The sequence below is a fragment of the Caballeronia sp. SBC1 genome, assembly GCF_011493005.1.
In the GTDB taxonomy this organism is placed as follows: domain Bacteria; phylum Pseudomonadota; class Gammaproteobacteria; order Burkholderiales; family Burkholderiaceae; genus Caballeronia.
The window spans coordinates 1,588,953-1,613,159 of record NZ_CP049156.1 but is presented as its reverse complement, the minus strand read 5'-3'; the positions used below and the strand labels follow the sequence as shown (position 1 = coordinate 1,613,159).

Here is a 24,207-nt window from a genome sequence, read left to right as displayed (position 1 = left end):
ATCTGTCCATTTCCATCCGCACCCGGATTTCGAGACGCTTCAGGTATTCACGTGCGATCGCCTCCGTTGCGTACTCACCAAAGAAGCCTGCGCCGCGAACTACACTCGCGCAAATGCCCCGTTATCCTGCAAGGGATGCAAAATCGGGGCCGCTCACGCTGCTGGCGACACCCCAAAGATGGACCGCCATACACTCTCCGCGATAGCGAACAGCCAAAGCTGCATCCGTTGCGAGCGCGATGGCAGCACCGCCACGCGGTACATCGGCCGCTTCCGACTTGTGCGAGATTTCACTCTATGTATCAACTGTTTTAACAGACAGCGTGAGGTCGAGCGCGGCGCTAATTCCAAAGGCGCTAAGCCGGTCAAGTGGGCGCACCTTCAGCAAGCCACGATCACCATCGAGAATGCGGCTGGCGAGTGGCGCACGCTGGATATCGGCCTGCGCACGGGTCGCGCCGAGTGTGAGCGGTATGTCGCGCGCATCCATCCGGGTTGCGTGATCGTCGAATGCTTCATGAGCGGCACCGTCATGCAGCCCGCCGAGAAGCCGAAGACGTTCAACGATATCGCACGCGAAGCCGGGGTAAATCCCGGGACTGCCCGGTCTCGCGCGAAGAAGAACAGCGGCAGCATCGAAACGCCCGCACCACGTAAGCCGCGCCCCGACACGATCGCATATGCCGCGCGCCAAGCCGGGGTAAGCCACCAAACGGCAAGCTATCGCCTGAAGAAGTACGGCAGCATCGAAGCGCCGAACAAAGCGCCGACGGTAGACGCGCCGGCCGCATCCCCGGCATGGCATCAGGTCTTCGGCGATCCGAGTGAAGCGGCGAAGCAGCGTAAGCCGAGGCCGCAGCCATTGCCTGCACTCAGCCGCGAAGAGGATGCAGCGTATCGCCAATCGTTCGAAGAGACCGTTTCCGACTACGGCTTCGGTTCTGACCTCGCCGATTTCGTCGAGTGGATTGCAAAGGACTGGCCCGCGTTCGCCCACAAGCCCGCGGAGCTGTTCGTTGCCGTTCCCGCTCCCGTTGCGCATGTTGATGTCGCCAAGCCCGTCAGCGAGCCATCTATCAAGCGCGTACCGGGAACGCAGGTCTTCGATGTCGCCGGCCAGCGCTTCGGCATGCTCACGGCGGTGTCGTACGAGGGCAAGGATAGAACCGGTAAGGCGCTGTGGCGCTTCCTGTGCGATTGCGGAAGCGAGCGCACGCTAAGGGCGAGTTCTGTAAAGAATAACCGCTCCTATTCGCGCGGATGCTTCAGGGATTCCGGGGTTAACCAGCGTTGCGGCGGCAATCCCGCAGAGCTTTTAGAGCCCATCGCCGATGCCGTGGCATTGCCTGAAGCCGTCGAGCCAGTCCTGAGCGCTTCTGAGTCCGTTGCGGATGCCGTCGAAACCGAGCAAGGCGAGTGGGATGGCTGCTTTATCGAAACCGACGGCGTAAGGGTCTACGTAACCGCGTACGCAGCAGAGCACGGGATCAGCGACTGGGACGCGGCCATCGAACTCGGCTTTTGTGAGCGGGATGGCGACGAGCCGGACGAGCAGCCAGCACCTGAGCCGATCGCACAGCCCGCGTTCATCGAACGCACCCGCAAGCTCACGAAGGCCGAGAAGAAGGCGCTGAAGAAAGCCGAGCGCGCCGAGCGCCTGGCACAAGCGCAACCGAAGCGCCCAAGCAATCCAAAACAGATCGCGGTGACTGCGCGCGCCTACATCGAAGTCATGTACGCCATGGGCGGCGCCAAGCGCTAACCGAACCATCCACACACCGGAAAACTTATGAACAAACCTCAGCCCGTCGGCACGATTCATTTGCAGCCAGTCCACCTGCGCCGCCCCACCGCCGCCAGGACAACCGGGCCATTGTTCAATGGCGGCACCCTGCAATGGGTCACCGCGCAAGCTGCCCACTACGCGACCGTAGAAGGCGATGAAGCCATGCGCTTCGCCATCGGCCTCGCCGTCCTAGACCATAGCCGCTACGCGAGCGCGTAAGCCACTGAGCCATGGCAACAAGAGCGGAACGAGAACTCGAAAAGTCCCTAGCTCGCGCGCAGCAGTATGGCTCATGGCGGCGCGAACTCAACGACTGGGGCCTGCTTCCCGGCGAACCACGGGCCGCATTCAACGATCCGGATGCGGAGCAGGCGGCGCACGGCCACGCCGTCACCGTAGTGCCGCCAGCAAAGCCGAAGCGCAAACGCCACGTCAAGGTCGGCGTAACGCCATCGCGCAAGCAGCGCGGCCGCCTGTAAATATTCTTGCCCATCGAGCCCTGCGACGCTGATCGATGATACTCAACTGCTCGCATCAATTTTCCCTTATTCAACAAGGCTTTTCGACTGAAGCAGACAGCCCGCAGGGCGATCATTGGCGCGGGTCTCGGCTATCGCGCACTACGATCCCCCTCGCTGGATTTGCACACGGAAATGTCGTGATGCGAATCTACGTTTGCTGGCTTGGCCGCCATGCAACTCAATAGTCCCGTATCATGCAGTCTCGCGTTACCCGAACCCCGCTGAGTTTTAAGGCGGTGATTGAGTGACCACCGGATTTGTCCTTCACGGGACTATTGAGCAAATCTGGCGGTCGGGATCTAGCCCATCCTTCAATCCCCACCTTAGCGTTTAGCGGGGTTTTGCATTTGGGCTTCCAGCGCCGCCAATAGGGGAGCGCGGCATAGAAGAAACCCGATGGGGGGCTGGCCCGGCCCTAGCGGAACAGAGGCACGGCGTAATGGTCGTGTTTGGCGTAGCGCCTACCGCGATGAAACAGTGCCTAAGTTGGGGGAACATGCGGAAGCGCGAGCCCTCTTGAGTAGATGAATGGTCACCGCACAAAGGCGCGACAGTCTCCTCGGCACAGTCAAACCCACCGCTACTTTTTTACGGGCAGGACTCTTTTACTTATTCGAAGCGGGTTTTGCAGCACATGCACACCGAGTCGTTCAGGCAAGTCAGTAGCGACTCTGTGAGACGCTGCGCGTCGCCCGTCGGGGGCATGTGTCACATAACTTCAATCCCGGCTTGCAGGCATCTCACACACGGCCCATCCGGCCATCGCGAAGCGATTCATGCAGGATGCCCAAGCGGCGAGCGGCTACGGCACATGCGAACTGACGGCATATGCAGAACCCTTCTGCCAACTCGATCACGCATAGGACAAACCATGGCAGGCAAAGCAATCGACCTTTCGCACGCCGCGATCGTCCATTGAGCGGCCGTGCGGCGCGGTCCGGGATAGCGCTATATCGGCGTTGGCGAATCTCAATGGCAATGCTCGTCAGGCAGTTGCAGGCCCGCTCGGCGGATCGGGGATGATAGGCTCGCCGACCGGCGTCCAGCCCTCCTTGTCGGGCACAGTCACCGCCGCCCATATGCCGATCTTTTTCAAGGACGAGAAAACGTCATCGGACGTAATGCTCCCTTCAATAAAGCCAGTCCGCAGCGCGCGAAAACCATCGTCGGTAATGTTCGGCCATGTAATTTGTCCGCTTACCTGTTCTTCTAGCGCCTCGCCAATCGCGGATAACTCTTCAAACGCACTTCGCACAAAGTCAGAATCCTGCAGAAAAAGGATGCCTCCGATGTGGCAGAGATTGCTGCATGTGTGCCATTGGTTCGACATCTTTCCAAAGTCAGGCGTCACTATCTTTTGTTCGATCTTCAAGAGCGACATCACCAGTCGCATGAACGAGAAGTGGCCGTTTATCATCTGTTGATGACCGCCTAGCTTGTAGATAAGGCGCTCCATCGTCTTGTACGTTCGCAAGTCTTCGAGGTCTTTCGCTTCCGGTGGACGCCCGCGCACTTCCCCCAGATACTGCATTGCGAGGCGTTCGACTGCCAGCCGAAATTCGAACGCGGCATACGTCAGCGGAACCGTGTGCGCTCCAGCATCACTGAGGGCGAGCCATTCAGTTCCCTGCCTGACGTGGTGTCCTTGGTCGAGGCCGCGTGATAACTGAAGTTGCATTGGTGAGCCGCCTTCTGTTCGTGCGCGGGAGGATGCGCCAGTGTAACCATGAGGTTGTTTGCGCGATTGTAGCGGGAAGCCGTCAGCGACCCTGACGCGCGGCCGAAGGCTAGTAGACTGGTGGCCTTCGAGCACGGAGCGACGAAAAATAATGAGCGATAGAACTCCAAGTGAGATCGGCGACGGCCTTGTGAACTTACGGGAGAATGTGACGACATTTTTCCGCGGCAAGCCAAACCTAGCCATGGCGGCCATTACCGTCGCCGTCGGCTGCGTAGCCATACTCTGCCACTTCCCCACTAGAGAGAGCGCCGCGAGCCTTGGTGGAGCGCTGTTCGGTGCAGCCGCCCTATTCACTGGCGCGTGGGTCTCGGAAACCACCAAGGCCGAAGCAGAAAAGGCAGACGCGGCTCGCAGGATGGAAGCAGCGAGGTCCTATTTCACCCCCGAACTGGCGCGCGTCGTCGCGCAGCACGTCTTTATCCTTGGGCGGCTCACCGCAAACTTCATTGCAGCTTCGATGAAGTACCAGTCACTAGGCGACCGACTGACGGCGTTTCGACCTAGAAAGCCGCTCTTATACCCGTCGGCTCATCAGTTCCAGAATCTTTCGGAAACGGACGCAACTCTGCTTGTTGAGTTTTATGACGCTTCGCATGGCATCGCCGAAACCGTCGATGCTTGGATCGAAAACAAGTCCGCCATCGACGTGAACGCCTACAACGTTTTGATGCAGGAAGTGCAGCACAGCCTGAAACTCGCGCGGGCAGCGGTCGCCAGCTTCTGTCCGAACAAACAATTCAGCCCGATCGCGCCCGCTTCAGGCACGTTGGCCGAGCGCATCGAGGCGTCAATCTCCCAATCGCAAGTAGCGCTGCAGGCTCACATCGACAGGGCTGCAGCCGCCCGTATCGCGGCCGAGCGCGCGTCTGCTGCGTTGGGTCAAAAGAAGCGTTAGCTGTGCTTCCGGACGCTGTTGGATGACTGGGTGGCAACGGATGTCACTCCGCTCCCGGCGAAGGATATGCCGCAGTAATATCCCCTCCCGCCACCGCGACCTGAAGCATCCAAAGCGATCGTCGATATCCGCCGATGACTGCTTCGCTTCGTACGAAATGCGCTCGCTCTCAATGAAGTAAAGTTGAGCCTTTTTTCCGATCTCCGTCTCCTCGACCATCGACAGCCTTTTCGCCATTTCGAGAGTGATTGCGTAGTCCTTCGCCGGGCGACCGCGACCTGATTTTCCCTGCGTTTGCAGGACAATTCCAAAGTCTTGATTTTCAACGAATTTGTATTTCTCTACGCGCTTGCTGAACCACGTTGAAAAGTCGTTTCCGGACTGTAGTTTCGTGTGCAGTTCGCGTGCATCAGTCGGAGTCAGTAGGTCCAACAGCGCCCATCTTGGCAGTTGCGATGCACCTCTGCGGCTATACTCCTTCGATAAATAAATGAGGAGCGGTAGCTCATGGCGGCGTATCTGTCTCGACATATCAAGCTGACGCTTCTATGGCTTCGACTATGCGCCATGTGGGCGTGGCAAGCGTGGCTTAAGTACGCTGTTTGGGCGCTGCTTCCCACGGCGGTCGTTTCTGCTATTCCGTACCTTAGTCACTGGGCGGAACCGTCAATACGCGTCGCGGGTGTTTGCCTGCAAGGTTGCGGTCTGCTTGGTATCGTGGTTGGCGTCACTAGGACGAGGCAGCAGTTCAGCCTCCCCTCGGTACCGGCCTATATCGCACAGCAAATCCGCGAATTCCCGCGCTTCCCGGCTGACATCGTTTGTTCGGTGGCTGGAGTGTCCGCGTTAGGCACGGTGAGTTCAACGGGTACTGTGACCTTGAGCACGGCTCCATCCCGTGATTGCGATGCACGACTGGACGCTCTTGAAGGGGCTCTCGGGGACCTAAAGACCACGGTTGCCAACCAGCACGGCGAGACGCTCGATCAATTACGTAAGCACGCCGCGGAACTTGAGAAAGAAAAGACCGATCGCTCGGAGGAAGAAAAACAATTGCGTGCGACGCTGTATCAGACAGCGACGGGCGGACTCGATCTGGCCGTGTATGGCGTTATCGCCCTCGCGGTGGCGAACTTGTACTGTACGTTCCCGCAGGAAATCGCCTGCCATATGAACGCGTCAAACTGTACGGCATTCGAGCACTCCTCCAATCAGAAAACCAGAGCGCCAGAGCGGCTCGGCTCCCGCACCCTGGACAGCCTACGCAGAACCGAAACAGTGCGCTCCCGATCGGTCGGCGTCGGCCTGCGACGTTCCGCACTACAAGCCCTTAATCGCTTGGCCGTTTTCAACCGACTCGAATGACGGTCATCTAGTTAGCCCGGCCTGGCGAATAGAACAGAGATGATGTCATCTCGGCGATGCATTTTTCTTAGCAGATCCGCCTCTCAAATAAAGCGTTCTGCTCGGTTATAGTTGCGCGCCCCACCTCGTCGCGCCTCCATCCGCGCAGCGGCCACGTCACACCAATTTGCTGCAACTGCGAGGCCGCCCATGCACCGTTAGCAGTAGCGTATTCGTCGATCCACTCGGCTGTCACCACAAAGCTATCGTTCTGCACGGCTCCACTTTGGTAACTTCTTGACCTCGTTGCGGATTCGATCGTCTGCCAACGTTCGGAATAAGTGAAGCGCAACAATGACGATCGGAAGGTCATCACGCGGAGTCTGGTTGAGGTTCCCGCCAAGGGACCATTGGCACCCCGCTCTACGTCGGCCGCGTCAAGCAATCAGGGAGCCTTCACGGCGCGAAAACTATTCCAATCGCCATTATAAGAAACGTCGACGGAGTAACGAACCGGCTTAGCGCTAAACCTTTCACGACGAAATGCCGATAACGACAACGGGGCCGAAACGCTAGCCGCGAAGTATTGCGGCGCCGCGTCGGTTCCTCCGAAGTCTCTCCGTTCACCGCATCACGTTTAACGAAAACCGGACCATAATGAAACGAACACTTGTGGCAGCACTTCTGCTCGCGACGCTATCGATCACCGCCCACGCGGAGACCCGTTGCGGGATCATCACCAACTCGCTTCCCGGTGGCGAGTTGACGCTGGACGATAGGGACGCGGCGTGGCAACTTGATGCGAATGGCGTACCCGACAAAATGCCGGACACCAACCGCGGCGAACAGTGCGGATGCGTCACCGGCACGACAGATCTCAAAACCCACGCGTTCACCAGTGTCACAGGCGGCCAGCTAAAGCCCATGAAACTGTGCGACGCCAACAAGAAGTTGACGCAGGCGTTCAAAGCCCGGTATCACCAGTAATATTAAAGAGCCACGATAAAACGTGGCTTTCTAATTTTCGAGCCTTTGCTTTTGAGCGCGTTGCCTCGGTCATCCTCACTTCACCGTGCGCAACCTGCTTTGCCAGTTCCGGAGATGCCTTAGCAAGCGCATCAGCGCGGCGCTGCGTCGAGTAGCCAGCGCCAGATTTAGCGGCGCTGTCGGTCTGTCGTCGTCGTCGGAGTGGGTAGCTCTTCACGACCTACCCTCGTCGTGTACTGGTTATCACGGTTTGTTGCTGCTTCAGTCCAATCCTGAGCGAGCGCTACGACCAAAGCCAGTTGCATCGTTGTCATGTGACGACGATGCTTGTTCTCGGACAAAGCGAACGCGACGGGGACGGCTATCCCTTTAAGTGAGGGCCATTCGCAGGCAACAAGCAGCGGCCGGAACACGCCGAACTGGCGGAACTCAGGCGATGATTCAGGAATCCGCGGTAGTGTCTGCGTTCCGCGACATATTGGGGATTGCTATGCCGTTTGCGTCCATTGTTCCAGCGGTATTCGCATTCGTCGGTGTTGTGGCCGGCGCTGGCCTTCAATACCTTTTCACGCGTTATTTGGACCAGCAAAAACACCATCGCGAACTGAGGACAGCGGCGTACACGGACTACCTAAAGACCGTATCCGAGCATGCAAATCTGCGCCGGAATCGTGAGTCCCCGGAAGGGCGAGATCTTGGCTTTAGGACTGCGGACGCAAAATGCCGTATCTGCCTGTATGGGTCGTCGGAGGTTATTGAAGCGTTCGCGCGTTTCGAGCGACTTGGCGCGACTATGGCGACTCCGGAGCAATGCTTAGCCTTCGCTAGCATGGTTTCTATCATGCGCAATGACTCCTCGCGCGGCGAAGTGGTCGGCGACGCTGAACTTCAGACGGTCCTTCTCGGACATCCGCGCGACGCAACGTAATCAACGCGTCTAGTCGTTGGTCATCACAGGCGCGCGCGTGGGGCGCGCGTCGACTTCCTGCGACGCAGAGGGGTCAGCTATTTCCTGACCCCTTCGAGAATCTCGGCAAGCTCACGGTCGAGGCGCTCGCACATGGCGGCATAAACCGGATCGATAGCGATCTTTGCATCCGCTGCGGCGTGCGCGAGGCGCGTGACGACAGCCATCGAGGGATAGACGGTCACCGTCGGCAACGGCTTAACCCCGGGATATTCAGGCAGTTGGATTCCGCGCTCGACCAGCAGCGCATTCAGCCGGGCAGTCAGGGCCGCGCCACGCACTTTATTCAACATTGATAATCTCCGTTTCCCAGTCGTTTCCGAGCCTCATACCCTCTACGGCGTCCGCTACCTCAACCACTTGACGCGCACCAGCCTTCTCCAGCACCACCGTGATTCGCGCGGGCGTTGGTCCCTTCGGCTTCCCGGCGAACTCACCCAGCGCCAGGCGGACCCGTTCGAGCTCGGTCTCAAGCTCGGAGTCCTGCATTTGCCGCAGCGCTTGCACGATGCGCACGGCGGCCAGCGCAGCACCAGCACCGCCCTCCTTGTCCACCTTTTTGATGGCAGCGTAGACCTGCGCACGCACGGCCTTGGTCTCAGTCAGGTGGCGAGCATTGATGGACCGCTGGCGAGCGAGGATGGCGGCCTTAATGAACGCCTCGCGCTCGTCAGCATCAAGCCCGTCGGGGATGGTCGGATCGTCGGTGTAGGCGGTAGGCTGAAGGGGGGTTGATTCCGTCCCTACCCCCTGCGATCCGGTCGGCGGCACGAAGACGTCAGATACCACGCGAGCGGGCGAAGCGGCGGCGTCGGCCGGGTATGAATACCCCACTTGGGTCTCGCCCGGTACGGTGTTTCCTGTAACTTTAGGATTCCCAACGTCAGCATCTTTCCCCTCCTCCGCTTTCTTCCCCGCAGGCAGAGGCGCGACGCCATAATCGCGTTGCCAGTTCTTCGCCCAGCCTTGCACCGTGGGCTTCGAGACCGAAAACTTCGTGGCGATGCGGCCATAACCCCATCCATCCCGCTCATAGAGGCGACGGGCTTCATTCATTTCATCCGGAGACAGGATTTTCTTAGCCATATCAAATGCTTACGTAAGGTTTGCGGGGTTTTAAAGAAAATTCTTTAAAAGTCTCGCAGCGCTACCAGTCGGCAGCAGCATGCGCGCCCGTTAATGCCATTGGAGCTTCACGACCGGGGTATGGGGTATGGTCGGGCATGGTCCCGGTATGAACGGGTATGAACGTCCAGAATGTGGCAAAACTTGGCGGGCGCGACCGGCTTACGCGGATACATCGGATGGGGCTTGCGAGAATAGCGTGTGAGCGGCTGGCGCTCTATGGCGAAATCCTCGGGGGATGGTCGGCGTCCGGGACGGCGTTCGAGACCGCGATGCCGGTTTCCCGAAGGATACCGACGCGCGGCAATCTTGCGACCAGAGTAGTAGATGCGCTCGGATCAGCTCCGCATTAACCACTCCTTCGCCCCTAGGCGGTTCGCATGAAGCTGTTTGTGTTCAGCCATCCCGTGAAGCTTTCGCAGAGCCGATCTGCGACCACGAGTGCTCGCGCGATCACTTCCGCCAAACTCTCACTCGGCTCGGCGACAACAGGTTCGTGCCAAACCTCGCCTAGGTAAGTATCCCCTGTCACATGATGAAATTCATATGTCAGGAAAAGGACTTCCAACCCGTCCCAGTTCAATGTCGGACAAAGCTTGAGATTGAAGCGGTTTTCGATGCGTCGCTCGAACACGAGTTGAACCCAATGCCCGCGCTCAGCCTTGCCCAGTCCAGGTTCGCCTGCGACATACCGATAGTGGTCCATTAATTCAGTAGATTTAAGTGCCAAGAACAAGTCTGCGCGCAGAAGCTGCTCTCGCTCAGAATTCTGTCTAATGTCTAGCGACCGCCACATCGGTTGCAGGCGCGCGAAGTCCGCTTTTGTTTCGGCTCGGTAAATTTGCTCTGGCCAGCAGGATTCAAACACCTCCCCCCACGTGGACGCGGGCAATCGTGCCAGCTCAAGAGGGTATTCGTGCTGTCGATCCTTACCGGGTTTATGTGCGCTGCTCGCGCTCGAAGCCGAACTGTCCGCGCGTGGATTAATGCGCGCGGCTAGAACATTCCAGTCCGCATACCCTCGAACACGCGCAACGCATTCCTGGGCGACTGCAAGTGATACGTCGACGCCGACAGACTTCAGATAGCGGCGAAGGATAAATGCAGCCTGACTGGGTGTTGGTTCGAAGATGTCCAAAACTCGCTCCTTGTGGTGGCGCAAGGTTTTGGGCGATGCTGTCCTCGTTGCACGCCCTGCCCCGCGCTCATTCAGATGCGATTGAAGAGGACCTTAGGCTAGCTCCGATTCACCATACCCAGTAACGGGTGAGGACGGCGCGCTGGAGCGGCGCAAATCGATTATAGCGGCATGGTCGTTCGGCGGCGAGATAGCAAGTCCGCCGACTTCGGCATTAACCGAATGAGTCGCTCATCGCTTGACGCGCTACGGATGCGCGCGGAATCCCGGGCGCGGCTCCGTCTCGTACTTGCTGTGCAAGACGGGTTATCCCTTCTTTCGTTGTGGCGGAGCGCCGGCCGGCATCCTCGAAATGACGATCAGGCCGTGCATCGCGATGTCTACCCGGCCTCCAGTTGCGTTCGCCAGGTATTGCGCGACCTCGTTAGCAAGCGCTTGAAGGAGTGCAGCCGTCGGTACTTTCGCAATCTCAATAGCCTGGACTGATTGCTTCATGCGGCGGGGCATGACTAGCGCTTCGGTTGCGCGCGGAAGCCCGGGCGCGGCTTCGTGCCATAGGCGGGCACCGGCTGGAGTGCTTCCATGCAACGCCAAACCTCATGGTAAGCATGGACGAGATTTCGGTCCTTGACTGACGATTTGAAATTTGGATACGAGACACTGATGAGCCGGGCGGCAACAACAGCGCCAACTTCTTGCCGGTCGATTTCGGCGCGGAAACGATAGTCTCGGCCGATGATAATCACCACCTTGGCGGCCGGGAACACGGCTTCGATATCCCCTTCTCGACGCGCCCTCACTAGAAGACAGTTTTCCGATTGGGCGGCATCAACTATCGAAAGGAACGAGTCATTCATTGCTATCCACATGGCGAAGCCTTTTTTTGAGCGTGTGTTTTCCCGGTCGGCGAGACATTGAAGCTCTACCTCAGGGCGTTGTGTTGATGGTTTGAACGAAGTTTGTTTAGCGATGAAGCACTGCCACGATGATAAGCACCACAACAATCGCTGACATCCACCCGAGCACCCCGAAGAGGATGCCCATTCCGTCCTCGGACTTCGTCTGAGCGCCGTTCAAGATAGCCTGCCCCGGCTTCATGCGATGGCCGCACGCTAAGCACGTAATAAGGACGCTGCCGCTTCCAAAGATGCCGGTGAGCCAACTCCATCCACGCATTCCGGAATGAATGTGCGCAGAGCCGCACTTGGCGCAGCGAAGTTTGTCGTCATTCACGATTCGGTCCTTCCTTGAGTTCGATGCCGATTAATGCGCGGCGAGAGCCAGCATTAGTTGGGCGCGCGCGATCGCGCCAAGCGATTCGATAATCACGTTTTTCGAGAACATAGGAAACTCCCATTCTTTTGGACTGCTAAAATTTAAGTGTGAATGAATCCTTGCGACGAACGGCTTATATCGCGCTTCGGCTAGGCATAATCGCTACCGCGCTCAGTACGCCTCCTCGCACCCGAGATCGTCTAGCACTGACGAAGCGAGCGTGACTCCGAGCCTAGCCAATTCAGCGACTGCGGAATCGCCAAGCTCCACGATCCCAAGAAGCAGGCTTTTCGCGATGCGGTGGACGGAAATCGCGCGCGAGAGGCAATCAACGACGCCGATCACGTCGCCGGAGTTCGCGTGCTCGTGGCACTCGACAAGCGCGTCACATAGTGTTCGGCACCCCAATCGTGCGAGGTGCGCCACGTCACCGGCCGCAACCACAAGGGCTTCAATCCGGGAGAAATGAATCGATAGCAGGTCTGCACTGACCATGGCAGTCTGCAACGAACTGTCGGTCCCGAGCAGGATGCGCGTGACGATTGAATTTTGGTTGAGTGATTGGGCTGCATGCATCTTTTGCTCCGGGTTTCGTGTTTGGGCTGCGACGGAATGGATCGTAGATATACCGGGCCACAAAATCAAGTGTTTTTTGTGGCCCGCCAAACAAGATATATAATTCTCGACATGGAAACGAAAAACTCTCACGGCGGCGCTCGCCGCGGACAGGGGCGCAGACCAACCTCTCCCGATGGCGAGGTCATGCAGATACGCAAGTTCCGAGCGAGTGACGCCGAATGGCAGAAGTGTCAGGACTTGGCACGCGAGAACGATCAGACCGCAGCGCAATGGATTCGCGACCGCATCAACGAGGCACCCGACCCGGCACCAGAGCGCAAGCCTCGTCGCATCAAGCGCCTACCGCCACTAGACGAGTAACCCACACGCGGCGCAATGCGCCGCCCCACCCACCACCAGGAGATAACCATTTCTCTACGGGCATCTCATGACAGCAGCATCGGCGCTCGACTTCTCCCGCGTCTACGCAATCATCGCGCCGGATGGTCGATCATCATCGAGCTACCCCCCTATATTCAGGTTTCCAATGCCCCGGCCGAACGCCGAGCCGGGGCGTCTTCGTTAGTGCAGACTGATCGCGGGAGCGTCGCCGTCCAACTTCAGGATGCGGACGATCTGGCGCTCAATCTCGTTCGATTCCTTGTTGTAATCGACAGACTTGTCCAAGGCCGCCTCAATGGCGTATGAGCTACCGTCGGCAGTAGCTTCGCGCAGAATGCGAAGAACGCCTTCGTGCAGCATCGAAACGATGCCGTACATATCACCAACGTTAGGCAAGCCGACCTCAATGGCGTCGCGCTGATTCTTCTTGCTAAGAGCAACAAGATTCTGGCGCTTCTCAATAAGGTCAGCGAGTTGATCGAGCACTTCGTCCGGCGCGCGCATCGCCTTCTTGCCCGGCTCAACGAGCAAATTGATCGGGTCCAGAGCCTTGTGGTCGAGAGTAAGGCAGAACGACAACCACGTCCCGAACTGCTCGCCGTAGCCGTGTCCGTCGCGCTCGCGATACGTTGCCGAGTGGCCGCCCTTGCACGTCGAAAGAATGCCGAGCATGCCAAGATGCCCGTTGCGCTCGGCGAACATGTCAATCATCCACTGGCGATCTGATACGTTCGTGCCGCAGAGTTCAAAGCGTTCTTCGAGGCTCGTCACGCGATCAATCTCACCGAGAAGGCCAATCCATGCGAGCGCATACGTGCGCGCCTCGGAAAGGTCGATGCTATTCGCGAAGCGGCGCACGCGATGGAACTGGTTGAAGAGAGACATTTTGCGGCGCTGCACCTCGCGCTTGGCGGCCTCACCGGACCCGATCTTCCACATATGGCCCTGCGCATCCAGCCAATCCCACAACGCGAGCACGTCCTCATTGTCGGCTTGGGAACGAGCGGCAAACGACTTGGCAAGGTCGAGCGTAATTACCTGCATGGACGTAATGCCGACTTCCGGGTCCGCAATGAATCCGCCATAAATGTTCGCCGTGTGGATATCGCCGTGCGACCAGTCGTGTTTTTCTACGTCGAATTTCACGCCGATAGCCTCTGCGACATCGTACTCACAAACCCATGTCTTGCCTTCCACATTGACGAGGCGGATAAGCTTGTCGCGGAATTTGGCGAAACGTGATTCGCGAACCGGGGGGCGCTGCTCGTACGAGGTGAGTTGAATCATGATGATCGTCCGTAAGTTATACTGAATTAATTATTGGTTGCCACTTGCGCGGGGATGGCCCTGCTTTACTGCTTGTGCTTTGCCACAAACTCGATGATCGCGGCTCGCGCCAACTCAGGCACAGTGCGGCCATCCTTTTGGCTCAACGCCTTCAGCGAGTCGGAGACTTGCTTCGGCAGGTACAGATTCAAACGTTCTTGCTGCATTTCGGTTGCTCCCTCTTCGTTGAGTGATTGAAATTTATCACTCGGACGACACCACCGCCGCACTACCGCGACATCCAAAAAGACGACGAGCCTTATGCACATTGGCGTTGCGCCGTAAAATCGTCCGAGCAGGTGATACTTGTCGATCATCAGAAAGCTTCGCGGCCCCTCGCGCCCGCCGACTTCATCGCGATCACGCCCTCGGAAAGCAGCACGTTGAGCGTCGCCTGAACTTCGGGATGGGCCCATAACTCGGCGAACTTGCTCGGCGCATATCTGATGATCACCGGATCGCCAGTGGGGAGCGTGGCGGCTTCATTGATGATTCCCATGCTCTCGCCGAGCGGAGTCGCGGCGCGGAATGACTTCTGCGGACGGTCGGCAACGGACGAATTGCGCCAGCGGGTCTCGGTCATACCTGCACCCTGAAGGACTTTATTTGCGTTCGCAGCAGAAAGGCCAATGCCGTGCAGGCCCAGCGCGTCAGTGAGGCTGATTGTCGGTTCGTTCGATGGTTGGTTCATGGTCAATTCCTTTTAGAAAACGTAACTAATATGAAGCTCTATCCGGCATTCTCGCGACGTCTCGTCTGCCTGCGCACAGGCGATGGACCGGGAGAAGCTTGGTGGGGCCGCTATGCGTGCATTGGTTACTTCGGCGCGTGCCTGCCGCGCAATGCAGCTTCGCTCTCGAACTCGTAAGTCGGCGAACCATGAATCGGTGCGCGCCCGGTAGCGTTGGCGATTGCGGCGAGCGCAAACTCAATTTGGTGCTCATTGATAGCCTCGCGGTTCCGGTAGCGGTCAAGCATGCGCCAAGCAAAATACAGCCCTGTACGCCCGCTCATTCCACCACCACGTGCCCGGCCATCAGGCGCACCACTGCGGCAAGCTCGCCGTCCGGAAGGTGAACCAGCGACGCAATCATGCGGTATGCCTCGGCCTCGTCTTTCGAACGCTGTTGCGCCTGCACGTACTCTGCCGCCTTACGAGCCTGCTCAGAAGCCGCTTCACGCGTCGCAGCGATATCGCCAGCCATGTCTGCAACGACCTTATGTTCGCGCGGCTTCGTCAGCATCGCCAGGATGTCGGCGATCTTCGAGTGGCCCTCTGCTGCGGTCTTCGGGTCAATCGGATCATCGTCACCTGGCCCGGCGAGCAACGGACACGCCGCACGGCCATCCGCCAGGGCAATACGCCCCTCATTGACGGCCTTCCTGATCACCACTTCACGCTGCGACTTGTCCGCGCCGAGCGAGATGCGCCAGTGGGGTTTAGCGCGCTTTTGGCGAGCGATATCCGCGATGCGCGCATAGACATCCTTGAACGCACGTGAGGCGTCGTAGTTGCTGCCTTCATCCAGAAGATGGCGAACATGATCAAGCGCCTGCTCAATCTCGTTGCAGATAATGACCGTGTTCTGCTGCTCCTCGCAAGGCTTCGCATATGCCAGCTTCGCGATTGCAAACGCCTCGTCAGGAGACACCCAGCAATCAATGCTCTTATCGACGTAAGCGATCACGTCAACAGGCGCAGGCGCGTACTTGCACGTCTGCATGTGGTGGATAAGCGCGGCCCTCACGTCCGCCAGGGAATACGGTGCGAGCAACTTGAAGAAAAATTTCAGTGAGGCCGGGTCCGGGAGCGGCTTGCTCAGAGTCGAACAGCACAGGTCAAGCGCCTTGATAAATTCGTCTTTGTCTTCGGTCTGCATTGCTTACTCCATGTCAATCGTCATCGGATCATTCGGCGTCGGGAGCGCATCAAATGCACCGAACGGCGTCACGTCATCGTCTTCGAGAAACGCGCGCATGTTCGCCTCGCTGATAGCGCGGTTGCGCTCTTGCGTAGTCGTGAAGCCGCCACCTTGCGGACGCGCCGTTGCGGTCGGGATATCCCACGACATTTCGAACTGCAGCGATGCACCAAAGAACCTTGAGGCGTGCATGACAAACTCGCCGCCAGTGTTCCCCTTGGCCTCGCAGTGCGCCGCATAGCGCTTCACCCCGGCAATCATTTCACTGGCCTGCTTGCCTTGATTCAAACGCGCCCTCCACTGCTTCAGGGCGTCCTGCTTGCTGTGCATCCCCGGCTTCTTCGGGTAGATCGACCACGCGAACTCGAACTCTTCTTCGCCCGCAGACGGCTTGGCCTTTGTCGTCACCGTCGGGGCGGCTTGGTCTTCAGGGAGAAGACTGGCCTGAGCGCCTTTCGAACTCTCACTCTCCGCTGCTTGCAGCGCAGCCGAGTCATCCACGGGTAAAGCTTCGCCCGACTGCTGCGCGCCCAAAGAGAGAGAGCAATCAGACAATCCAGCAATCAGAGAATCAGAGATACAAGGACCAAGTGATTCCGATGTAGATTCGCCGTCATCGTCACCATGATCGGAAGAACTTTGCACCTTGGTAGAAAGTTCTTTTGACCAAGCCGGAATCTCACTCGCAGTTTCGTTCGAGTGCGGCTTTTGATGTTTCGAGAAGTTGGCGATTTGGATGTACTTCGTACCGGCTAATTCGTAGCGAACAATGAAGCCGTTCTCATGGAGAGCGCAAAGAATCTCGTCGGCGTCGGCGTTGTCATACGGGAGCGCCTTGGCCTTGATCTTCTTCGGACGGTCCTCAAGACGCCCTTCGCGGTCTGCCAGCATCCACAGGTAAATGAACAGCAGGCGCGCGATGGGGTCCAGTTCGGCAAGCTCTTCGTTCTCCATGACGCCCGGCTTGATGTTGCGAGCGCGGGCCATTTACGCGCCCTCGCCTGCAAACAGCGGGCTCGTCGCACGGACGGCATCGAAGGCGGCAATGGCTATGTGTGCGGCCACGGTCCGCGGATCGACGACGCGATGCTCGGCAACGAATGCGTCACGCAAGGCAGCAGCTTCAGCGGGTGTGCGGGCGCGGCCAACGAACTTGCGCGAGCGGTCGGTGAGCGTGACGCTGGCCTGCCAGCGGCCGGTGCGTTTGTCGAAACTAACGCCCACGAAACCGCTGGTAGACGGACGGGCGCCGTGGCCCTTGTTCAGAGTTACTGCGAGGTTCGTGTCAGTCACGATGCCTTCCTTTTGGAAAATTGGAAGGCCGATACGGGATGGCGAGGGAAGTTAGAAGTTTCTGCTTGATAAGCAAGCAGTCCTAAACTACAATCCCACTCAGACTCCTCAGTCTGATTTCGTTTCATCCCACTCGGCCCTATCGAGTGGTCATAGGCCCGCGCTCCTGCAAGAGTTCGGGCCTTTTCTTTGCCCGAAGCGAACACGTCGCCGCGCACCGTCCCCGCCATTATCCGAGAACTTCCAACAAGCAGCAATACCGACAAGTAATTTTTATCAATAGAATCAACAGCTTATCCTGCTCGCCGGGCAGAATCGATGAACGCTTCGATAGCACCACTTTAAGACCAGTGTGGTCGTTTCCCTTGTCAGGCGGCACTCTGTTTTCCAAACACAATTTCACTCCCCTTTCGAAGCGCCCAAAGAGGCGTGTTCAACTATTTTCGAGGCGTTGCAATTCGTTCACCTGGGTATTTTCCGGGATCCAGATCTCGTCTAAAGTCCGCCCAAACCCCGCGAAAAGCGGGCAACTTTTTTTGACCAGGACGAACAGGACAATGAACGAGAACTCAATTTTCGCCGGATTCTTTCAGGGATTTAAGCCGGTGCGTCAGCGCGAACGCGCGGCCCTTACCATCTATCGCGCGCTAGAAGCGCGTAACGCGATCGTTGAACAGGCCATCGGCGGCGGCAGCGCGCCGGCACCCGCCCGCACGCCGCGGGCGCAGCGCCGCACGTCGGCACGCAAACCGGCTAACTCAGGAGATGATGACGGTGATTCAGAGCCCGCGCGTCGGTTCACGATCAGCACGTCGCCGGCCGACGGAATGGTCATCGGGGCGGCCGGCATGTGTACGGCATTCATGCTCATGGCCCAGTACGGGGGCAAGGCCATCGTGCCAATTGAGGCAGTATGCGCGGACTACTTCGCGCCGCTCACGCTCCCGAACCTGCGCCGCAAGATCGCCGCGGGCGACATTTCGTTGCCCCTCGTTCGCATGGAAGCCGAGTCGAAAAAGGCTGCTCAGGGCATCCACCTTCAGGACTTGGCGAACTACATTGACGTCCGGCGCGCGGCCGCCGTCAAGGAGCGTGATCAGCTTTGCGGATAACCGATACGTTGCTATCGGCGGTCGCGCCCTCCTCCCACTGATATCGCGCTTCCGGGTGGTGAACGACCGGAAGCGACGTGAACTTGTAGGTATACGGCTCGTGCACTGTCGCCGCTACGCCCCCGCGCAGTAGCGCTCGATATGTCGATGTCGTCCATTGATGCAACTTCAAGAGGGCATCGAAGTATTCAGAATAGTTGGGTACATACATCCCCAAAACCGGCGGTCTATCAAGTACGCCCCATCTGCGATCTGCCTCCTCTACCGAAGGAATCAGCGTACCGTAATTGTAGTAGACGAGCCTATGTACTGCGTTGTGAATACCGGGATCTAAAAGCATCCCATGACGAATGAGCACCTGTTCGGCAGCGTGGTGCAGTTCGTTGCTTTGATCGCAAAAATAGTTTCTCCATAGCACGTCCGCGAAAATGCCTGGGGACCGGCCGATGTCGAGAGAATCAAATACCTTTTGGATATTCGCCGAAGAGATCAAATCAGCCCAACTTGACGGGACTCCGTCGCCTACAGAAGTCTGATAGGCATTTTTCCAGAAGAGGAGCGTTCGGTCCGTCATAAGACGAATGTCCTCGAAAACGGATGCCATTACCGGCAGGAGGCGCCTCCGCTCGCGGCGCTTTTGCAGAAAATCGACGGCGTAGATAGTCACTGCCGAGCCTACAAAACCAGCCATGAGATTCAGGCCGAGATCCTTTAGCGAAGAGTTGCTGTTGGTACTCAGCCAATAAGACGCCCCGATGAGGATAACGAGCAGGATGGGAAGGCCAAGCCTATCGATTGCCCATGAGACCAAGGTGCCGATTTTGGATATCCGTTGCATGGCTGATCCCAATCAAGTATTCGAATATTTGTGATTACGCGGCGAGACTCATCGTCAATGGTCAGCCACTGGCATCGGATTCAACCGCACGCGGCGCGACGACGTCCAGCCATTTCCAGCCTTCCCACTTGTCGCCAGTTTGGCGCACGTGGGTGTAGCGCTGCAGGGACGCCCACGCTCTATGCCCGGTCACTGCAGCGACGTGGGGAATGTTGAGGCCGAGTTCGAAAAGTCGGCTAGCTCCCTCATGTCTAAGGTCATGAAAGTGCAGGTCCGGAATCGCAAGGAACGAGCACGCCCTGGTGAAGCTCGCGCTAATAGAACGATGGTTATACGGGAAGATCTCCCCCTTCCCGCGCTTTAGCGCATCCACCACGCGGCGCGCTTCTGCCGGCAGGTCGCACCACGTATCGTTCCCGATCTTCTGCCCCGGGTGCTTCATGTCCCGCACCATCACTCGGTCACCCTGATAGTCCTCCCACGTAATCCGAGTGATCTCCTCCTGACGGCGCGTCGAGAACAACGCGAACATGATAATCTCGCGCATCGGTATCTCCGCGCGCTCTCGCGCTTCCATGTCCGTGTAATAGTCGAGAATCCGGTTTAACTCCTCAATGGTCGGACGTCGGTCGCGCTTGTTAGATTTACCACTCTGCCCTAATTTTTTCAGAACCACCCGGGCGTCGTCAATTTGCCTTTCGTCTAACGGGTAGCCCCAAGCGGGTTTCGCGACGGTAAAGACGGCCGCGAGGTGCGACATATAGTTACCAACTGTCTGCGGCTGCACGTCGAGTCCCTGAGCAAAGCGAACAATCGCCTGACTGGTCACCTCACTGCATTTCAGCAGCCCAAGAGGCGAATCCTCAATTGCGCGTAGCACCTGCTTTTTCGTCCGACCGATGTCACGCTTCGACTCGCGCTTGTAGCGGTCGATTGCGTACTTGAGCGTCGGATCTTCTTTCATGGCGCTTTCGAGCGTCCCGGGCTCAGCAAGTTCTTTCTCGCGCTTCTTCAGCCACGCGCTGGCCGCCGCCGCCCGATCGAACGTCTTCGCCTCGGTGTAGACAACGACACCGGCCTTCTTCAGGCGAATCTGAGCGGTGTGGGCTACACTTCCATCCTTACGTTTTCGTGCTGTTACTGTTCCCATGTTTTCCCCGGTGCTACATTGTGGAAACTCAGGGCTACATCGTAGCACCGGGCTGGAATTCAGCAACATTTAGCACCATTTACCAGCACTGACCAGCAAGCCAGCATGAACCTAAAACCCCCGCCGAATAAGGCCAAAGCCCGATCAGCACAGTCCCGACGAGTATCGGTGGCCCCGATGATGGACTGGACTGACAGGCATTGTCGGTCGTTTCATCGGATCCTGACGCAGCATACGTGGCTCTATACCGAGATGGTCACGACCGGCGCGCTGCTGCACGGCGACGTCGCGCGGCATCTCGCGTTCACGCCGGCCGAAGCGCCCGTTGCGTTGCAGTTGGGCGGCAGCGAACCGGCCGATCTGGCTCGCAGTGCGAAGCTCGGCGAGCAATGGGGTTATGACGAAATCAACCTGAATTGCGGCTGCCCGTCCGAGCGCGTGCAACGCGGCGCTTTTGGCGCGTGCCTGATGAACGAACCGCAGCTGGTCGCGGATTGCGTGAAAGCCATGCGCGATGAGGTATCCATTCCGGTCACGGTCAAACATCGGATTGGCGTGGACGCGGTTGAGGATTACGCGTACGTGCGCGACTTTGTCGGCACGGTCGCCGATGCCGGCTGTGAAGTGTTTATTGTCCACGCGCGCAATGCGATCCTGAAGGGCTTGAGCCCGAAGGAGAATCGCGAGATTCCGCCGCTCAAGTATGAATATGCGTATCAGTTGAAGCGCGATTTTCCGCATCTGGAGATATCGATCAACGGTGGCATCAAGACGCTCGACGAAGTGGAAGAGCATTTGAAACATGTCGATGGTGTGATGCTCGGTCGCGAGGCCTATCACAACCCGTACGTGCTCGCGGGCGTTGATTCCCGGTTTTACGGCGCGGACACGCCGGTGTTGTCGCGCGAGGAGGCTGAGGCCCGCTTGATCGACTACGCGCGTCAGGAAGTGGCGCGCGGGGCGTTCCTTGGCGGCATTACGCGACATGCGCTGGGCTTGTATCGAGGCGAGGCGGGTGCACGTGGCTGGCGTCGCGTACTCTCGGACAGCCGCCGCCTCGCCACCGGCGATATGGCCATTTTCGATGAAGCACGCACTCATCTGCGCGAAGCTGTTGAATTCATCGAATAAGGGGCTAGGCAAAGGGAATCTTTGTTCGTATAATCTCGTTTCTCGATTCAGCAAGCCGGTTCCTGGTGAGCTAGAGAGGCAGTAAGAAGTAGGACAGTGGTGGCTGTAGCTCAGTTGGTAGAGTCCAGGATTGTGATTCCTGTTGTCGTGGGTTCGAGCCCCATCAGCCACCCCAAAAGATTCAAGCTTTCAAGGCGAAGCCGTTCCGAATATAAATCGGAACGGCTTTTGTCTTTTCTAGCCCCGCTCTATCGCGCTTGCGTCAATTCACCGAGGAAGAATTGCATACGCGCCCGGACTCACCCGAGCCATTGGACTTCTGAGCGTAGGACCAAAGCTTCTTTTACGAAGTATCCGCAAAAAAACGAATCTTCCGCGCGCTCCGGTGTCACAAACCAACACGGCCGCGCTTTGCCGGATTTAATCGACATGCGCCGTCGATCCGGAGAAACCCATGAAATCCCGTGCGATTAAAACGCTCCCCGGCACCGTCGTCGCGTTTGCCTTCTTAACGGCCGTGCCAAGCATCGGATTGGAAACAAGCGCGCAGGCCCAGAGTGCGGAGCCATCCGATTCTGCGTCGATGGCTAAACCGCCGATTACGCCCGGCGCCGCGAACGCAAACGGCGGGCGTGCGTACAACCCGGACAACATGCCGACGAAGCGCCCCGCCCTGCCGCCCAACAGCAGCCGCATGCTGCGCAACAATCCGGCCAGCGACGCGATCGCGAAGTAGCACTCGGGGGCATCGTGCGTTCGCAGCGATGGCACGGCGACGACGACAACGACAAATCACGCGGCGTTGAGAGGCATCGTGCGCAATATCCGCCTGTGCCTTTCGAACTCATCGAGCAACACACCGAACCCGATCCAGCGTAAAGAGAAAAGCTTCCGCACCCATACACCAAGCGCAATGCCACTCCACGCACGCTACTCAACAACTCCAGCAGAGCCGATCTAAACTCCACATCGCCGCGAAACTGCAACCCGATTAGCGCATTACCCAGTACCCCGTTGCATCGACCGCAAAGCCTCGCCCGGTTGCACCATAATGCGACATGCCCGACCCTATAATGACGCCACCTTAAAATATCGACGCAGCCGCGGCTCGCGTCCCAAGCGGTGGTTTTCAATGCAAAAAGTCATTCTGCCGTTCGTCGCGGGCTTTCTCGCCGCTTTGTTTTTCCGGGAGTCGACAATTGCGCTGCTGCACGCGGCCGGTGTCGTCGATCCGAGCGGTTATTCCACCGCCCCATTCCTGCCACTGGTGCTGGGAATCCCCGAGTTCATCGTCAATGCGCTATGGAGCGCATTCTTCGGCATCTTGATGGCGTGGCTGCTACGCGTCGCACCCGACCGCACGGCGCCGTGGATCGGCGCACTGGTGTTCGGCGGCGTCGTGCTGACGGCCGTGAGCGTGTTCCTGGTCGATCCGCTGCGCGGCATCTGGCCGAGCGGCAACATGTTGCCCCGGCTGGCACTCGGTTTTGCATCGAATGCCATGTGGGGCTGGGGCGCGCTCGTCTTCATGCGCGCCTTCATGGCCGACAGCGACGCGGACTAATCCGCCAGCGCGGCCAGCGGATGGTCGCGCTCAGTCCACGGGCTGTCGTACATCCGCACGACCGCTTCGCGCGTCACGTCTTCCATACGCGTCACTTTCCACACCGGCTGATTGTCCTTGTCGACAATGCGCGCCCGGATGCCTTCCATCACATCGCCATGATCGAACGTCGTGCGTGTGAGCCCGAGGTCGCGCCGCAACGTCTCAGCCATGCTCGACGTTTTGGCCCGGTCGATCAATTCCAGCGATACATCGACAGATAACGGCGAACGCTCGCGCAACTCAGCGGCCGTGCGGGCAGCCCAATCGCCCTCCTCACCGCCCGTCACGCTTTCCAGCGACTTCAGACAAGCCGCGCCGTTGCCCAACGCAAAATGCTTGTCGATAAACCCGCGCTCCCGCTCGAGTTCGCTCGCCTTCCCCCCATTCGAGTGCGACTGCGTTTCGATAAACCGCACCACCTCCGCGCCGGTAGCGAACGATTTTTCCTTCAGCGTATCGATAAGCGCGGGCAGCGCGTCGTCGTCCATATAAGCGTCGGCGAGGCCGGCGTAGAGCGCATCGGCGGCATCGATTGTCGCACCCGTCGCCGCCAGATAACGCCCGATAGCACCCGGCGTGCGCGCGAGGAACCAGCTCACGCCCACATCCGGAAACAAGCCGATGCGCGTCTCGGGCATCGCCATCTTCGTTGAGCCGGTGACCACGCGCACGCCGCCCGTATGCCGCGCGCCTTGCGAAATACCCATTCCGCCGCCCATGACCACGCCGTTCATCAACGCAATATACGGCTTCGGATACGTGAAAATCGCATGATTCAGGCGGTATTCATCGGTGAAAAATTCTTCGATAACCGCATTCTCGCCCGCCTTCGCCGATTGATATAAAAACCGGATATCGCCGCCCGCGCAGAACGCGCGCGGATGCGGGCTGTAGATAATCACGGCGTGCACCAGAGGGTCGTCGCGCCAGGCTTTCAGCGCGCTATGAATGGCGTGCAGCATGGGCGTGGACAGTGCGTTCAACGCCTTCGGACGGTTCAGCGCGATAAAGCCGATACCCTGCGCGCGTTCGATACGGATTTCATCGATGGAATCAGTCATATGCAATGCAGGTTTCTATTCGTGTGAGT

General features: G+C 58.4%; 28 protein-coding genes and 1 tRNA gene. 11 read left to right on the top strand and 18 right to left on the bottom strand.

The genetic code is table 11. The features are described from left to right. Positions 1–178: 178 nt before the first annotated feature. From SBC1_RS07125 to SBC1_RS07115, 3 genes are read left to right on the top strand one after another with little or no spacing between them, the layout of a single operon-like run. The gene (locus SBC1_RS07125) at positions 179–1,762 is read left to right on the top strand and encodes a hypothetical protein (RefSeq protein WP_165089494.1); all 1,584 of its coding nucleotides are present in this window, start codon (positions 179–181) and stop codon (positions 1,760–1,762) included. A 27-nt stretch (positions 1,763–1,789) separates the two neighbouring features. Beyond that, positions 1,790–2,005, top strand: coding sequence for a hypothetical protein (locus tag SBC1_RS07120; RefSeq protein ID WP_165089491.1), 216 nt, complete (start codon positions 1,790–1,792; stop codon positions 2,003–2,005). 11 nt (positions 2,006–2,016) lie between these two features. Then, complete coding sequence (locus SBC1_RS07115) at positions 2,017–2,265, top strand: hypothetical protein (RefSeq protein ID WP_165089487.1); 249 nt, start codon at positions 2,017–2,019, stop codon at positions 2,263–2,265. Positions 2,266–3,292: 1,027 nt separating this feature from the next. On the opposite strand, the gene SBC1_RS07110 is transcribed toward SBC1_RS07115, so the two are convergent. After that, complete coding sequence (locus SBC1_RS07110) at positions 3,293–3,985, bottom strand: hypothetical protein (protein WP_165089484.1); 693 nt, start codon at positions 3,983–3,985, stop codon at positions 3,293–3,295. Positions 3,986–4,229: 244 nt separating this feature from the next. On the opposite strand from SBC1_RS07110, the gene SBC1_RS07105 reads away from it, so the two are divergent. Continuing rightward, positions 4,230–4,943, top strand: coding sequence for a hypothetical protein (locus tag SBC1_RS07105; protein ID WP_243830273.1), 714 nt, complete (start codon positions 4,230–4,232; stop codon positions 4,941–4,943). Here SBC1_RS07105 and SBC1_RS40505 read toward each other — a convergent pair. Continuing rightward, on the bottom strand, positions 4,836–5,474 hold the full coding sequence (locus SBC1_RS40505; protein ID WP_370469590.1) for an antA/AntB antirepressor family protein: 639 nt from the start codon (positions 5,472–5,474) through the stop codon (positions 4,836–4,838). The two genes, SBC1_RS07105 and SBC1_RS40505, sit on opposite strands and share 108 nt — an antisense overlap. Between SBC1_RS40505 and SBC1_RS07095 the strand changes: the two genes are divergently transcribed. Together SBC1_RS07095 and SBC1_RS07090 are read left to right on the top strand one after the other, a co-directional pair. Beyond that, positions 5,451–6,308, top strand: a complete 858-nt coding sequence (locus tag SBC1_RS07095) for a hypothetical protein (protein ID WP_165089478.1) — start codon at positions 5,451–5,453, stop codon at positions 6,306–6,308. The two genes, SBC1_RS40505 and SBC1_RS07095, sit on opposite strands and share 24 nt — an antisense overlap. 636 nt (positions 6,309–6,944) lie before the next feature. Then, positions 6,945–7,274 carry a DUF4087 domain-containing protein gene (locus SBC1_RS07090; protein WP_165089475.1) on the top strand — a complete coding sequence of 110 codons (330 nt, stop codon included), beginning with the start codon at positions 6,945–6,947 and terminating at the stop codon, positions 7,272–7,274. Positions 7,275–8,279: 1,005 nt separating this feature from the next. Here the strand turns inward: SBC1_RS07090 and SBC1_RS07085 are convergent. From SBC1_RS07085 to SBC1_RS07025, 13 genes are all read right to left on the bottom strand, one after another. Next, entirely contained in the window at positions 8,280–8,534 is a 255-nt protein-coding gene (locus SBC1_RS07085; RefSeq protein WP_165089465.1) for a hypothetical protein, read from the bottom strand. Continuing rightward, positions 8,524–9,327 (bottom strand): helix-turn-helix domain-containing protein, encoded by an 804-nt coding sequence (locus SBC1_RS07080; protein ID WP_165089461.1) that lies wholly within the window; start codon positions 9,325–9,327, stop codon positions 8,524–8,526. Before SBC1_RS07080 ends, SBC1_RS07085 begins: the two co-directional genes overlap by 11 nt. Before the next feature lie 406 nt (positions 9,328–9,733). Next, positions 9,734–10,504 carry a glyoxalase superfamily protein gene (locus SBC1_RS07075; RefSeq protein WP_165089457.1) on the bottom strand — a complete coding sequence of 257 codons (771 nt, stop codon included), beginning with the start codon at positions 10,502–10,504 and terminating at the stop codon, positions 9,734–9,736. Between the two features lie 306 nt (positions 10,505–10,810). Then, complete coding sequence (locus SBC1_RS07070) at positions 10,811–10,999, bottom strand: hypothetical protein (protein ID WP_165089452.1); 189 nt, start codon at positions 10,997–10,999, stop codon at positions 10,811–10,813. 14 nt (positions 11,000–11,013) lie between these two features. Beyond that, on the bottom strand, positions 11,014–11,361 hold the full coding sequence (locus tag SBC1_RS07065; RefSeq protein WP_207958428.1) for a hypothetical protein: 348 nt from the start codon (positions 11,359–11,361) through the stop codon (positions 11,014–11,016). 106 nt (positions 11,362–11,467) lie between these two features. Next, positions 11,468–11,737, bottom strand: a complete 270-nt coding sequence (locus tag SBC1_RS07060) for a hypothetical protein (RefSeq protein ID WP_165986817.1) — start codon at positions 11,735–11,737, stop codon at positions 11,468–11,470. A 213-nt stretch (positions 11,738–11,950) separates the two neighbouring features. Continuing rightward, the gene (locus tag SBC1_RS07055) at positions 11,951–12,355 is read right to left on the bottom strand and encodes a hypothetical protein (RefSeq protein ID WP_165089448.1); all 405 of its coding nucleotides are present in this window, start codon (positions 12,353–12,355) and stop codon (positions 11,951–11,953) included. A gap of 564 nt (positions 12,356–12,919) precedes the next feature. Continuing rightward, positions 12,920–14,026, bottom strand: a complete 1,107-nt coding sequence (locus SBC1_RS07050; RefSeq protein WP_165089444.1) for a hypothetical protein — start codon at positions 14,024–14,026, stop codon at positions 12,920–12,922. A 65-nt stretch (positions 14,027–14,091) separates the two neighbouring features. Further along, positions 14,092–14,382 carry a hypothetical protein gene (locus SBC1_RS07045; protein WP_165089437.1) on the bottom strand — a complete coding sequence of 97 codons (291 nt, stop codon included), beginning with the start codon at positions 14,380–14,382 and terminating at the stop codon, positions 14,092–14,094. After that, a complete protein-coding gene (locus tag SBC1_RS07040) occupies positions 14,382–14,756 on the bottom strand; it encodes a hypothetical protein (RefSeq protein ID WP_165089432.1) in 375 nt (124 codons plus the stop codon). Before SBC1_RS07040 ends, SBC1_RS07045 begins: the two co-directional genes overlap by 1 nt. 319 nt (positions 14,757–15,075) lie before the next feature. After that, a complete protein-coding gene (locus SBC1_RS07035; RefSeq protein WP_165089421.1) occupies positions 15,076–15,945 on the bottom strand; it encodes a hypothetical protein in 870 nt (289 codons plus the stop codon). Positions 15,946–15,948: 3 nt separating this feature from the next. Continuing rightward, a complete protein-coding gene (locus SBC1_RS39610) occupies positions 15,949–16,974 on the bottom strand; it encodes a hypothetical protein (protein ID WP_206366029.1) in 1,026 nt (341 codons plus the stop codon). Further along, positions 16,975–17,280, bottom strand: coding sequence for a hypothetical protein (locus SBC1_RS07025; RefSeq protein WP_165089418.1), 306 nt, complete (start codon positions 17,278–17,280; stop codon positions 16,975–16,977). Between the two features lie 557 nt (positions 17,281–17,837). On the opposite strand from SBC1_RS07025, the gene SBC1_RS40500 reads away from it, so the two are divergent. Then, positions 17,838–18,392, top strand: coding sequence for a pyocin activator PrtN family protein (locus SBC1_RS40500; RefSeq protein ID WP_370469589.1), 555 nt, complete (start codon positions 17,838–17,840; stop codon positions 18,390–18,392). Here SBC1_RS40500 and SBC1_RS07015 read toward each other — a convergent pair. Further along, entirely contained in the window at positions 18,364–19,230 is an 867-nt protein-coding gene (locus SBC1_RS07015) for a hypothetical protein (RefSeq protein WP_165089413.1), read from the bottom strand. The genes SBC1_RS40500 and SBC1_RS07015 overlap by 29 nt on opposite strands. Positions 19,231–19,291: 61 nt before the next feature. Then, on the bottom strand, positions 19,292–20,380 hold the full coding sequence (locus SBC1_RS07010) for a site-specific integrase (RefSeq protein ID WP_165089408.1): 1,089 nt from the start codon (positions 20,378–20,380) through the stop codon (positions 19,292–19,294). A gap of 105 nt (positions 20,381–20,485) precedes the next feature. Between SBC1_RS07010 and dusA the strand changes: the two genes are divergently transcribed. From dusA to SBC1_RS06990, 4 genes are all read left to right on the top strand, one after another. Further along, positions 20,486–21,511: a tRNA dihydrouridine(20/20a) synthase DusA gene (dusA, locus tag SBC1_RS07005; protein WP_165089404.1), complete on the top strand. Its 1,026-nt coding sequence runs from the start codon at positions 20,486–20,488 to the stop codon at positions 21,509–21,511. Between the two features lie 99 nt (positions 21,512–21,610). Then, a tRNA-His gene (locus SBC1_RS07000) sits at positions 21,611–21,686 on the top strand. Between the two features lie 279 nt (positions 21,687–21,965). After that, the gene (locus SBC1_RS06995; RefSeq protein ID WP_165089400.1) at positions 21,966–22,247 is read left to right on the top strand and encodes a hypothetical protein; all 282 of its coding nucleotides are present in this window, start codon (positions 21,966–21,968) and stop codon (positions 22,245–22,247) included. Between the two features lie 396 nt (positions 22,248–22,643). Next, the gene (locus tag SBC1_RS06990) at positions 22,644–23,075 is read left to right on the top strand and encodes a hypothetical protein (protein ID WP_165089396.1); all 432 of its coding nucleotides are present in this window, start codon (positions 22,644–22,646) and stop codon (positions 23,073–23,075) included. Here the strand turns inward: SBC1_RS06990 and SBC1_RS06985 are convergent. Beyond that, positions 23,072–24,178 (bottom strand): enoyl-CoA hydratase/isomerase family protein, encoded by a 1,107-nt coding sequence (locus tag SBC1_RS06985; RefSeq protein ID WP_165089391.1) that lies wholly within the window; start codon positions 24,176–24,178, stop codon positions 23,072–23,074. The genes SBC1_RS06990 and SBC1_RS06985 overlap by 4 nt on opposite strands. Positions 24,179–24,207: the final 29 nt, after the last annotated feature.